At 60.5% G+C, this 12,201-nt stretch carries 11 protein-coding genes; 4 read left to right on the top strand and 7 right to left on the bottom strand.

Annotated features, from left to right (window positions below; genetic code table 11):
• Positions 1–18: 18 nt before the first annotated feature.
• Together ACNJX8_RS40735 and atzF are read left to right on the top strand one after the other, a co-directional pair.
• Complete coding sequence (locus ACNJX8_RS40735) at positions 19–990, top strand: alpha/beta hydrolase (RefSeq protein ID WP_439359134.1); 972 nt, start codon at positions 19–21, stop codon at positions 988–990.
• Positions 991–2,097: 1,107 nt separating this feature from the next.
• A complete protein-coding gene (atzF, locus tag ACNJX8_RS40730; protein WP_439359133.1) occupies positions 2,098–3,480 on the top strand; it encodes an allophanate hydrolase in 1,383 nt (460 codons plus the stop codon).
• On the opposite strand, the gene ACNJX8_RS40725 is transcribed toward atzF, so the two are convergent.
• The 6 genes from ACNJX8_RS40725 to ACNJX8_RS40700 form a co-directional block, all read right to left on the bottom strand.
• Positions 3,477–4,166, bottom strand: coding sequence for a Crp/Fnr family transcriptional regulator (locus tag ACNJX8_RS40725; RefSeq protein ID WP_244551260.1), 690 nt, complete (start codon positions 4,164–4,166; stop codon positions 3,477–3,479). The two genes, atzF and ACNJX8_RS40725, sit on opposite strands and share 4 nt — an antisense overlap.
• Positions 4,167–4,269: 103 nt before the next feature.
• Positions 4,270–5,145, bottom strand: a complete 876-nt coding sequence (locus ACNJX8_RS40720; protein WP_439359132.1) for an ABC transporter ATP-binding protein — start codon at positions 5,143–5,145, stop codon at positions 4,270–4,272.
• Positions 5,133–5,795: an ABC transporter permease gene (locus tag ACNJX8_RS40715; protein WP_245473570.1), complete on the bottom strand. Its 663-nt coding sequence runs from the start codon at positions 5,793–5,795 to the stop codon at positions 5,133–5,135. Before ACNJX8_RS40715 ends, ACNJX8_RS40720 begins: the two co-directional genes overlap by 13 nt.
• A gap of 113 nt (positions 5,796–5,908) precedes the next feature.
• Positions 5,909–6,907 (bottom strand): NrtA/SsuA/CpmA family ABC transporter substrate-binding protein, encoded by a 999-nt coding sequence (locus ACNJX8_RS40710; protein ID WP_245473569.1) that lies wholly within the window; start codon positions 6,905–6,907, stop codon positions 5,909–5,911.
• 237 nt (positions 6,908–7,144) lie between these two features.
• Positions 7,145–8,104, bottom strand: coding sequence for a fatty acid desaturase (locus ACNJX8_RS40705; RefSeq protein ID WP_439359131.1), 960 nt, complete (start codon positions 8,102–8,104; stop codon positions 7,145–7,147).
• Between the two features lie 727 nt (positions 8,105–8,831).
• A complete protein-coding gene (locus ACNJX8_RS40700) occupies positions 8,832–9,521 on the bottom strand; it encodes a uracil-DNA glycosylase (protein ID WP_439359130.1) in 690 nt (229 codons plus the stop codon).
• A gap of 231 nt (positions 9,522–9,752) precedes the next feature.
• On the opposite strand from ACNJX8_RS40700, the gene ligD reads away from it, so the two are divergent.
• Positions 9,753–10,646 (top strand): non-homologous end-joining DNA ligase, encoded by an 894-nt coding sequence (ligD, locus tag ACNJX8_RS40695; RefSeq protein ID WP_439359129.1) that lies wholly within the window; start codon positions 9,753–9,755, stop codon positions 10,644–10,646.
• Entirely contained in the window at positions 10,643–10,852 is a 210-nt protein-coding gene (locus tag ACNJX8_RS40690; protein ID WP_249758798.1) for a non-homologous end-joining DNA ligase LigD, read from the top strand. The genes ligD and ACNJX8_RS40690 overlap by 4 nt, the downstream gene beginning before the upstream one ends.
• 29 nt (positions 10,853–10,881) lie before the next feature.
• On the opposite strand, the gene ACNJX8_RS40685 is transcribed toward ACNJX8_RS40690, so the two are convergent.
• Positions 10,882–12,108: a CBS domain-containing protein gene (locus tag ACNJX8_RS40685; protein ID WP_439359128.1), complete on the bottom strand. Its 1,227-nt coding sequence runs from the start codon at positions 12,106–12,108 to the stop codon at positions 10,882–10,884.
• Positions 12,109–12,201 lie beyond the last annotated feature (93 nt).

The following is a 12,201-nucleotide window of genomic DNA, read 5'->3' as shown; positions in this document are numbered from 1 at the left end:
ACCTGAGAGGACACCGAGATGCACAAATCGATCGCCGACGCCATCATCAGCGAAGAGATGATGATCCCGAGCGATACCGCAGGGATCGAACTTTTCGTTCGCAACAAGCGACGGTCCGACCTGGTCCAGTTCTCGGCCGACAAGACGGTCTTATTCGTCGCGGGATCGACCTATCCGGCGTCGGCTTCGTTCGACCTTCGTTTGGATGGCTTGTCCTGGATGGATCATCTGGCCCAGCAGGGCTATGACGTCTATCTCGTCGATGTCCGCGGCTATGGCAGGTCGACCCGTCCGCCCGAAATGGAAGCACCGGCGTCTGACAATCAGCCGATCGTGCGCACGCCTGTCGCCGTGCGCGACGTCACCAGCGCTGCTGCGTTCATCCGGTCGCGGCGAGGTGTCGACAAGATCAACCTGATCGGGTGGTCGTGGGGTACGACGCTGATGTCACGCTACGCCTCGGAGAACCTGGCGCACGTCAATAAGCTTGTTCTGATCGCTCCGCAGTGGCTACGGACGACCCCGAGCGCGGCTGATTCCGGCGGCCCCCTCGGAGCCTACCGTATCGTCGAACGCTCGGCGACCAAGAGCCGCTGGCTCAACGGTGTTCCCGATGAGAAGAAGGATGCGATACTGCCGGCAGCCTGGTTCGGTGCGTGGGCAGAGGCGACCTTTGCCAAAACCGGGTTAGGGCCGGACAAGCTGCGTGCGCCGAACGGAACGGTTCAGGACAGCCGGGAATATTGGGCGTCCGGCAAGCCGCTCTATGATCCTGCCCTGCTCACGATGCCGGTCTTGATCGTTCACGCCGAATGGGATCACGACTGCCCGATGGATATGGCCCGGACGGTATTCAGCAAACTCTCGGCGGCACCCTATCGTCGATGGATCGAGATCGGCGAGGGCACCCATTCGGTGTTCATGGAGAAGAATCGCTGGCAGGTCTTTGGTGCGGTTGACGGCTTCCTTGGTGAACGGGCGGCAGCCTGAAGAGGGCACGCCGAGCTTGCCGAGCTCCCGAAATGGCAAGACTAACGGCGTGGCCCCTGACGCGAAGCCCGATCTCTTGTTCTCCCCGAGGCGCCGGCGTCACGGCTGCTGGTCTTACCACATTGAATGAAGCTTCGGACACGAACTCCTAAGGTTCGGATCCGGCGCCTGCCACAAGTCCTGGTTACAGAACTGACTGGAAGCGAACCCGTGCTGGCAGTAGCTCAAACGGTAGGTTTCTGGCCCATGAAGGTCAAAACTGCTTTATCTTTCAATGGAGATTGACTGACACTCTCTCCGCCATTCGCGCGGTTCTGTTCGCCAGACTGCGATCTAGGATACTTACGAACCGCGCAATTCCCGACGTGAATGCCGGGTATATTGCGCGACACAAGCTCCTCGAGGACCATCTCCGCAGTCAGCTGCAAGCGATTGGCCGCGCCCTGTTTGCGGCTTTCGGGCCGTCGCTTACCGACAGCACTGCAAGATTACTGGGACGCGGTACATGCCGACGAGCGACTCAGGATATTGCGATGCGGCCGGTCAAATCTGGATGCGGAACAACGGATACGGCAGGCCGCCTAGCATTCCTGCTCTCCAAAGGTGAAGGCCACACGTTCGAATCGTGTCGAGTCCCGACAACATCGATGCGTGATTTCGACTGGCTGCTGACAAAGCGAGGCTTATCAAAGACCTACCAAGATTCGGACAACGCAGCCGCGAGGCCGGCGGTTTAGATCGCCCCCGCGTGGTCTGCGCTCCATGACGAGATCGGCAGTCGAAGGGATCAGCTGCGCAACCCGATCTAATTGGTAGGTTCAATTCGTGGATAGTGTTTTGAACCTATGACCTTCAGGTTAGGTGTCTGAACGTCTCGCCTCATCCGCACCGGTTTCGCACCAGAAACAGCCCGAAACGAACCGTGACGACCGCGATCGAACCCGAACGAAAACGCAGGGAAATCAACAAGGCCGGTCGATAGCATGCCGCTCATAATGGTTTGGTTGCAAGTTCGAGTTCTGCCGGTGCGGCCGAGGCGCTTAGTTGCTTTCATTACAGGGCAGCGGCTTCATATTTATGGGGTCATGCCCCTCAGGAGTTTATTCCGTGCCGCAAGCTATCTTATCCGCGGAGAGTCGACCTCTACGTTCGCATGCCGAGTTAGCCTCCATCATCACAACCGTCTATGAGCGCATCGAACGGGACCGGCGCCGCAACTGCTGGATCTATGTGCGGCCCATAGAAGAAGCGCTGGCCGAGGCTGATGCCCTTGTGCAGCGAGCGGAGGAGGGTGAAGTCCTGCCGCTCCTTGGCGTGCCATTCGGCGTCAAGGACAACATTGATGTTGAGGACATGCCAACGACAGCTGCCTGTCCGTCATTCGAATATGTGGCTGCGCAATCGGCCAGATGCGTCGAGAGATTGACGGCCGCGGGTGCGATCTGTCTTGGCAAAACCAACCTAGATCAATTCGCAACCGGACTGTCCGGCACCCGCTCCCCCTATGGTGCCTGTTCCAGCGCTGCTAACGATCTGTATATTTCCGGCGGTTCGAGCTCCGGTTCGGCTGCTGCCGTAGCATCCGGCCATGTTGCCTTCGCTCTCGGCACAGATACCGGCGGCTCGGGCAGGATTCCCGCAGGCTTCAATGGGATCATCGGGATCAAGCCAACCGTCGGCCTCGTCTCATCCCGGGGGCTTGTGCCGAACTGTCCGACGCTCGATTGCCCCTCGATTTTCTGCAATTCCATTGCCGAGGGTCGAATTCTGCTCGGGTTGATCGAAGGATTCGACGACAGCGATCCTTATAGCCGCCAACGGATTGCCTCGTCCTTTCCATCTCCTCGCAAATTCCGGTTCGGCCAGGTCTCTGCCGGTCATCTGAATTCATTCGGAATGCCGGAATGCAATGATCTTTACAGGCAGGCCTGCACGAGGCTTTCGGGACTGGGAGGCCAAGCCAGGCAAATTGACTTCGCGCCTTTCGCCGAAGCCGGTGAAATGCTCTTTTCAGGGCCTTGGATTGCCGAACGTCATGCGGCGATCAGCGCGCTCCTGGACATCAACCATGGAAACCTGCTTGACGTCATCCGCAACGTGCTGAGCGCAGCTGTCCGGTTTTCCGCAACAGATGCTTTCGCCGCGCAACATCGACTCTTGAAGCTGCGACGCCAGATCCAATCGCTTTTCGAGGAGATCGATGTCTTGGTAGTACCTACCGCGCCACGCCCCTTTACGATCTCGGAGATGATGGAAGATCCGATCACGCTCAATAGTCGCCTCGGTTATTACTCTTATTTTGCCAATCTCGTGGACTTGTGCGCGGTGGCAGTTCCCAACGCAACGCTCGGCAACGGCATGCCGATGGGCATCACTTTGCTAGCGCCTGCGTGGTACGACTATGCTCTTCTCGACCTTGCCGAGCGATGGCTGCCCGATGCGAAGGCTGCACTGTTCGATCCAAGAGTATATCCGAAGGCCGCGTCCTAGACGACTTCGAGATCGAGAGCGCGCGGATTGAGGATTACAATCAGGCCTCGGTGATAACGGATGACACCCCTTGCCTGCATGCGGGAAAGCTGCACCGTAACCCATTGGCGTGTTGAACCGATCAGATTGGCGAGATCACCATGTGTGAACGGGATCCCGATCACGATCTCACGGCCCTGCTGCGAGCCGTAGATCTTCGAGAGGAAGACCAACAGACGATGCAACCGCTCGGTCACCGAGCGGGTCCCCAGCATTTGCGCCATGGCCGAATAGCACCGTGCCTTGAAGGCGAGTGCATCCAGCAGCGCGACCGCGATACTAGCCGATTGAAGCGCGAGCGCGCGGAGGGCTGGGCCGGGCAAGAACGTAACCTGGCTCCGTTCCACCGCGACCGAAGACCATACGTGGGCACCAGTACCGAACAGATCCGGGCCGCCGACGAAATTGCCGGCGAACCAGTAGGCCAGCGTCACCTCGCGTCCGGAAGGAGCCGCGTAGTAGCTGCGAATACGCCCCTCTTCGATCAGATAAATGCCGTTCTGCAGATCGCCCTGGCGCCAGACATGCTTGCCTGCCTGCAGGACCTCCTCGCGGCCGATGGCGAGGACACGACGCCGGTCAGCCTCACACAACGGATCCAACAAGCTGGGCAGCGACCCGACCAGAGCATCCGATCCCGCCAGCATGATGCCGGTCGTATTCCTGAGACTTGCCGCTGACATCTGCTCGCTCCCTTGCCCGCCGCAAGGAAAGCCATTCAAGAGCCATGCCAGAGCTGTCGTCAGGCGCCTACGCCTTGACTTCCATTTGCTCGAAGGCCCGGCGGCCTTCCGAGCGGATCAGGTCAAGGCAATCCCGCTTGAGGGCGAGATAGGCAGCCTCCGCAACGATGGCGCTGGAGCGCGGTCGCGGCAGACTCACCTGAAGATCCTTGAGGATGCGGCCTGGTCCCGCGCTCATGATCAGCACACGGTCAGAGAGAAGGATCGCTTCATCGATGTCGTGTGTGACGAAGACGATTGTTGCGTTGATCCGCTCGCGGAGCTCGAGCAGATTGTCCTGCATGACCGCCCGGGTCTGCGCATCCAGCGCTCCGAACGGCTCGTCCATCAACAGCACGCGCGGCTGGTTGGCGAGGGCACGGGCAATCGCAACCCGCTGCTGCATGCCTCCAGATAGCGTGTGCGGATATGCCGACGCAAATTTGGTCAGCCCGATCATCTCGATGAGGTCGTCGGCAATCCGCAGCGCCTCCGCTTTCGGCTTGCCGAGGGCGCGCGGCCCGTGCGCGATGTTCCGGCGTACCGATTTCCACGGAAACAGATGTGGCTGCTGGAAGACCATCCCGATCTCGGGTCGTGGTGCGCGCATTGCTTTGCCGGCCATGAGCACTTGGCCCTCGAACGGCCGTTCGAGGCCGGCCATCGCATTCAGGAGCGTGGACTTGCCGCAGCCGGATGGACCGACGATCGAGACGAATTCTCCCTGGGCTACCGCCAGGGATACGCGATCGACCGCGATGACCTGTCCGCTCGGCGCATCGAAGACGATGCTCAAATCCTCGACCCGGATGATCACCTGACGCGCCGGGGCGGACGGCGAATACGTATCCACGAGCCTCAGCGACTGGTCTGGACGAAGCAGGCTCGGGGTCATCGCCACCACACGGCACGTTCGGCAAGAGTCGCGAAGGAACGGTCGGCGACGAAGGAAAGCAGCCCGAGAGCCGCCAACCCGCCCATGACCTGACCCGTTTGCATGTTCTGTTGCGCAATTTCGATACGGTAGACGATGCCGGCGAACGCTCCCGCCAATTCGGCGGCGACCAGCGTGTAGAAGGAGATGCTTACCGCGGTCCGAAGACCGACCGTGATATAGGGCAGTGCGCCAAGAAGGACGATCTCCCACAGCATCTGTGGCTGCGGCGTGCCGAGCATCTGGGCGGCACGGATAAGTCCGCGGTCGACTTTCTGCACCCCGATGTGGGTCGCGAGCCATACCGTGAAGAACACTCCCCAAACGACCAGGAAAAGCTTGCCTGTCTCCGAGAGGCCAAACCAAAGGATGACGATCGGCACGAAGGCGACGGGAGGAATTGGACGAAGGATGTGAAACAAGGGTGAAAGCAGGCTGGACACCAGCCGAAACCGGCCAGTCAGGACGCCGAGCACGATCCCGCCCGCGGCCCCGATCGCAAATCCCGCGGCCACGCGCGAGAGGCTCGCCATCAGGTCGGCGAAGAATTGTCCGCTGCGAATCCATTCGAGAATGGCGACAGCGACGGTCGATGGCGGCGGAAACAGCACGGCGTTCACGATGCCGGAGCGCGCAACCAGTTCCCACACGCCTGTGAAGGCGGGCACGGAGAGGACGGCGAACAGTACGCTCAGCCGTGCGGTCGCGCTCGCGCTGCTGCGTCTTCCGACACTCACGGGCGCGCCTCCAACGTGACGCGAGCTGGATCGAGCGTCTTCAGCGGCGCCGTCACCAGGACTTTCGAGAAATCGGGCATGCTCGCTCCAGGGGGATGATTGCCGGTCTCGAGCCGCCAGGCAGCATGGGTTTTCAGAGTCGTGAGAATCCTGTCGTCGAGGCGCACACGGTAGACATAGTCCGGCCAGATCGAAGCCAATTCGTCGCGTTTCATCCCGGTCGCTGTGGCGATGACGTCGATCGCATCATCCGGATGCGCCTTGAGCCAGCCCTCGGCTTCGATAAGGGACGCCAGGAACTTGCTCACGATCGCCGGGTTGGCCGCGAGGTAAGACTGCGTCACGACAATGTTGAAGGTCTCCGAGTAGAGACCTTTGGTCTCAAGCGGGATCGCGCCTTCGCCAAGAGCCTTCTTCGCATTCGCGACGTGCGGCTCCCAGGTATCGAACGCGTCGATGCTGCCGGCCGCCATGGCGGGGAGCATCTCCTGAGGTCGCAGGTTGACGAGCGTCACGTCCTTCGAAGTCAGGCCCGCCGCTTTCAACAGAACCGACGTGTAAACTTCGCTGCCGGTTCCGGCCGTAAAGGCGATTCGCTTTCCACGCAGATCGGCCTTCGTCTTGATCCCGGCAGAAGCCGCGGTCATGGTCTTGAGATCCGAATATTCCATCCCCGCCACGAAGGCGATCGGCTGTTGCGCCATCGCGGCCGCCGTGACCGGCGCCTCGGCGGTTGTCGCGATATCCGCCCCTCCTCCAAGCACCGTATCGAGGCATTGCTTCCCGCTGGTGAAATTGGAGACCGAGATGTCGAGCCCCTGCCTGGCGAAAATGCCCTTCGCATTGGCGACAATCGCCAGTCCCGAGATCGGCCCAAGATTCTGGGCGAGCCGCGCCTTCAGCAATTCTTCGGCGGTCGCGCGCTGAGGCGTCGCAAACAGGAAGGACGCAGTAAGCACGAACACGGCAGAGCGAAGAGCGGTTGTTGATCGCATGCCAAACCCCTGTGATGCCGGCGACCGGAGTGATCGACCGTGACGAGAGGGTCGTCTCAAGACGGGAGACCGTGAAGCAATTAATCGACAAGGCTCGATGCTGTCCAATTTTTGCGCAAGCAGGCCAGCTTCCGACTGTGACTGGTGCAATAAATTCATCAAGCTGCTCACACCTTGGGCGCTTCGTAGCCTGCGACAACGGCACCCTGCTGGCCTTCGCCAAGCCCTAATCCCGATTCAATCAGAACCGATCGAGCTTTCGATGCCGTTGCGTGCGCGGCGAAACCAGGCCCACGTCTGCCGCGTCACTGCGATGTAGCCCGGGCCCCTGTAGACGATCTGATCGGCGACGATCCCGTTCAGTTTCGGCAGCGCATGGAACGGAATCGAAGGATAGGCATGGTGCTCGACATGATAGGGCATGTTCCATGCAAACCAGCGCACGAACATGGCGGTATAGGTGGTGCGGGTATTCTGGAAGGCGCTGCGCGTACGATCGCAACCGGTGTGTTCGGCAAGGAGATACGGACGCAGAAACAATTGACCGACGAGCACGGGGACGACCCAGACCCACAACAGGAACAAGGTGTGCAGCGCGACCGATGCCAGCAGCAGCGCGACGTAGCCTGCCAGATAGAGGCGTGCTTCCCTCACGACAACGCAGCGCTTGCTTTCCGGAATCCAGGGTGACGTGGCGTTGCCGGTCAACGCATGGCGAAGCATCAGCCACGCCCGGAAGGCAACTTGCCGCAGACCGCTGTAGACGATCACCAGTTGCGCGTCCGAGGTCGGGATCGGAACCGACAGCAGTTCTGGGTCCCTCTTTGGATCCTGCGTATACCGATGATGATCCCAGTGGAACAGGCAGTAATATTCGTAAGGCAAGCCGACCGCGAACGAGGAGAGATGACCGAAGGCGAGATTAAGAGCGCGGCTCCGAAACGCCGTCTTGTGGGCGGTCTCGTGTACCACCATGAACAGGAATGCGACAAAGTAACCTTGGACGACGACCAGCGGCAATGTCCAGACGATTCCGTATCGCGACGAGACCAGCCAGATCAGCGCGCCGACAACGATGATGACGCCGTAGTGGCTGGCCGCACGGACCAGACCTCGCCAATTGCACCGCATCGACAACTCGCGCAGCATGGCCGGAGTTAGCGGCTTCTCTCCGGTGGCAGTGATGGCATTGCTCATGATCGTAGTCGCCTCTTTCCGGGATCACGCACTTGACCGTGCTCGTGCGGACGTTGGAATTCGTCAAGCACAGGCCGACCCTAGGGAGCGACGTCGCAATGCAGAAGCAATTAATTTCGCGGGCATTGGCCGCCCGGCATCACGAGATTTGCGGCCCTCGCTTCACCGCATCGACCCGGCGACGGATTGGCCGCTAGTGCCGTTATGGGCGGTCAGGTCTAAATCCTATTCCGCTGGCGCTGCGCGCGGCAGATCGACGTGCGCGGTAAAGGAACGCTGACGCCGGTTTTCCCAGCGCGCGGTGCGTGAATACGAGTCGCGCGGCGTTGCGGGGATTACATCGAGGACCAGTTGGCGCCGAAGCGAGAGTTCGTCGCGGCGCTCATGCTGCCGGTGAAAAATTGATGGATCGGGCCAGTCGCTTCGATGTGCCACGAGAGTTTCGATGAAAAGATCGGGCGCCGGTTTTCGGCGGTAGCTCTAGCCTAGGAAGAACAAAAATGCTTGATCTTTCAAAGCGGATTGACTGACACTCTCTTCGCCATTTGGTCGATTTCATGCGCCAAACTACGATTTCGCGCGCTTGGGGTTCGGTAGCCCATTGCTATGCGTCGACTGCGCCCGCCGCAGATTGGGATATTGGTGCGAGCAGATCGGACATCCGCGCGACCAGAGTACGTTGACGGCCGAGGGCTCAAGGCGTCGGCAGTACGCCCTGTCGAGATCCTCAAGCACGATTTGGATCCAAATGAACCGCCGAGTCGTTCCAGGCCCGGCGTAGATCGGCGACCGCGTGACGCCAGGCGTCGCCGTTCCGTCCGCCGAAGCGGCGGACGTAAGCTGGATGGAAAGTGATGCGGAGCGGGTGACCTTCAAATTGGAGCTTTGCCTTGCGCGTCACGCGGATCGATTGCGACTCGCCGAACAGGCGAGCCGCTGTGCTGCCAAGAGCAACGATCACGCCTGGCCTGGAACGCCGAATGTCGATCAGCACTGCTGCGCCAAAGCGATCGACTTCCTCGATCGTTGGGCTGCGATTACGTGGCTTCCGATCTTTGGAATGCGCGATTGGCCGGAAAGGAATGGCGTTTGCCAAACGCACCTGTTGGGGATCGATCCCAGCTTCATTCAGCATCTCGCGCAACGCCCTGCCGGCCGGACCGACAAAAGGCCTGCCCTGCGCAGCTTCCTCTGCGCCGGGTGCCTCGCCAACCACGTAGAGCCGCGGTCGTCGGAACGGGCCTTCAGGCGCGACACGACGGTGATCGAGATGTGTATTGGCGACGCGTGCCTTGGCCATCGGTTCCGGCGCCAAGCCTGGCAATGCAAATGCTCTGGCTCTATCAACTGTCGTCGCGCCGCTGATTTCCAACAGCGCCAAGACCGGCCGCCGATTCGCCTTGGAACCGACGGTCACCGACGCGAGTTTTCGACGCGCAGGGCTCGTGGGACGGCGGCACTTACGAAGCCGAGGGCGCGACCAGCGCAGCAGAGAGCGAGCGAACCATGCGAACAGGCTTGCGGCGAGGACGCATGAGCTTCGTTCTCAAGGGAAGCAAGCTTCGCGGGGCATATTCGCTCGTGCGCCTGAAGAGCCCGAAGCAATGGCTGTTGATCAAGACGCATGCGAAAAAGTGACCTCAGGCCAATGCTGGCGACCCTCATCGACGCGCCATTCGATGACAAGGAGTGGATCTTCGAGACGAAATGGGACGGCTTCCGGCTTGTCGCAAAAACCGGAGGCAGAAATGGCTCCCTCTACTCGCGCAATGGCAACGACGTGACCAAGCGTTATGCCCCAGTCGCCGAAGCGCTCGATATCATCAAGCGCAATGCCGTGATTGACGGCGAACTGGTGGCGCTCGACGCGGAGGGTCGATCCCGATTCCAGCTGCTGCAGAATGCGCTGAAAGGCAAGGCGCGTCTCCGCTATTATGTGTTCGATCTGCTCTTCCTCGATGGCCGCGACCTGCGTGGCAAGCCGTTGCTTGAGCGCAAGGGCCGTTTGCACGCCATCCTTACCCGGCACCCACTCGTCCACTACAGCGGACACAGAAAGCGGCATGGCAAGGCGGCGTTCAACAAAGCGCGACGAGCGGGGGAGGAGGGCATTATCGCGAAGCGTGCCGCAAGTCTCTACCACTCGGGCAGGCGCACGAAAGATTGGCTCAAGATCAAGGCCGACCAAGAACAGGAAGCCATTGTCGTCGGCTTCACCGAGCCGCGCGGGAGCCGCCAGCACTTTGGCTCGCTGGTGCTTGGCGTGTACGACAAGGGCAAGCTTGTCTATGTTGGTCACAGCGGTGGGGGATTCTCCCGAGAGACGCTCGCGACGCTGCACGCGCGCATGATGAAGTTGAGGACAGACAAGAAGCCGTTTACGGACGTTCCGCACGAGGACCGGACCACGTGGATCAGGCCGCGGCTCGTGTGCCAGGTCAAGTTCACGGAATGGACCCGCGAGGGGGAGATGCGCCATCCGGTCTTTCTCGGCATGCGCAGCGACAAGCCCGCGCGGCAAGTCAGACGGGAGCGCGCATGATCGTGAAGCTTACCCACCTCGACAAGACATTCTGGCCCAAGGAGCGATACACCAAGGGTGACGTGATCGCCTACTATGAAAAGATCGCGCCTTACCTGCTTCCTTATCTCAAGAACCGAGCCGAAGTCCTCAATCGCTTCCCCAACGGGATCAAAGGCAATTGCGGACAATGCGTTCCCTGTTGCCATCCGCTAAACGCAATCTGAGCGAATTTGCTTGGATACTGGCTCGCGCGTTAGCGGGCGGGATGCACGTAGTGGGCAGATCCCGCATCACGGGTCTTGGCAGCGCTCCATGGCAGATCCTGCATGTTTTGGTCGAGCTCCTGCTTGAGCGAGAGGTATTGAAGCATATCGGACAAGGCCAAGACGCCGATAAGCCGTCCCTGTTCAACCACGAGCAGACGACTGTGCCGACCGCCCTGCATCCTTGCAAGCGCCTCCAGTGCATCCAGATGCGGAGGGACAATGATCTCCGGCGAGCAGGGGCGCATGACATCAGCGACGCGGCGCTGGGTGGTGTCGGAGGGACCAAGATCGCGGACATCCTTCGCCATGATGCAGCCAATGAGTTCGCCGTCGCGCAGCACGGGGAAAGCCTTGAAGTAATACTTGTAAAAGTAATCCTCGACCAATTCCGCAATGGAAATATCCGGGGCGACGCCGATCGGGTTGCGTTGCATGAGCGTGGAAACGGGAAGCCCGCCGAAGGTGTGGCGTAGCGTCAACTCGTGCCGTGCCGCGCCGGCGGCGCCGTGCAGGAACAAGCCAATAAAGAACAGCCAGACGCCACTGATTGTGCTGCCGGTGATGAATTCCAGGATCCCGTACAGGATCATGGCAAGGCCGAAGAACTCGCCACTGCCGGCGGCAATGCGCGTGGCCCGTCCAAAATCGTTCATCCAGCCCCAAAGGCCAGCGCGCAGCACCCGTCCGCCGTCCAGCGGGAAGGCGGGAATGAGATTGAACAGTGCCAAGATCCAATTGAGGCCGCCAAGGTAGTCGAGCACCCCGAATGCGGCGGGCGAAACGGTCTTCTCGCTTGCGGCAGCGACTAGGAGCAGGATGGTGCCAAGCACCATGCTGGCGATCGGCCCACCGATCGCCATAAGGAATTCTGCCTTGGCGCTGCTCGGCTCCTTGTTCAGTTCGGCGACCCCGCCGAAAATGAATAGCGTAATGCCAGCAATCGGCATGTCGTAACGCCGCGCAATCAGCGCATGGCTCAGCTCATGCAGGATAATCGAGATGAACAGGCCGATCGTGCCTGCGAATCCCATCCACCAGTATGTGGCGGCGGACAAATTCGGAACTGTGCGAGGGAACTCGCCGAGTGCCAGCGTCCAGATCAACAGCGCTGCCAGGATGAGCCACGAGATGTCGATCCATATCGTGAACCCGGCGAGCGTGAGAATTTTGATCCGGTGCAGGAACATCGCTGCCTCGCGAGCAGTGGCGCTCATGGGAAAACATCGCGTCGAGGGCGCTTGTTCCTAAGGCTGAACACGGCGCGTCAGGCCGCTGCACGATGAATGTCGGCGAACGTGATGCCCAGG

This window comes from Bradyrhizobium sp. SPXBL-04, assembly GCF_051853035.1.
Lineage (GTDB): Bacteria > Pseudomonadota > Alphaproteobacteria > Rhizobiales > Xanthobacteraceae > Bradyrhizobium > Bradyrhizobium zhanjiangense.
The sequence above is the reverse complement of the archived record's forward strand: the minus strand, read 5'-3'. Positions and strand labels throughout refer to the sequence as shown.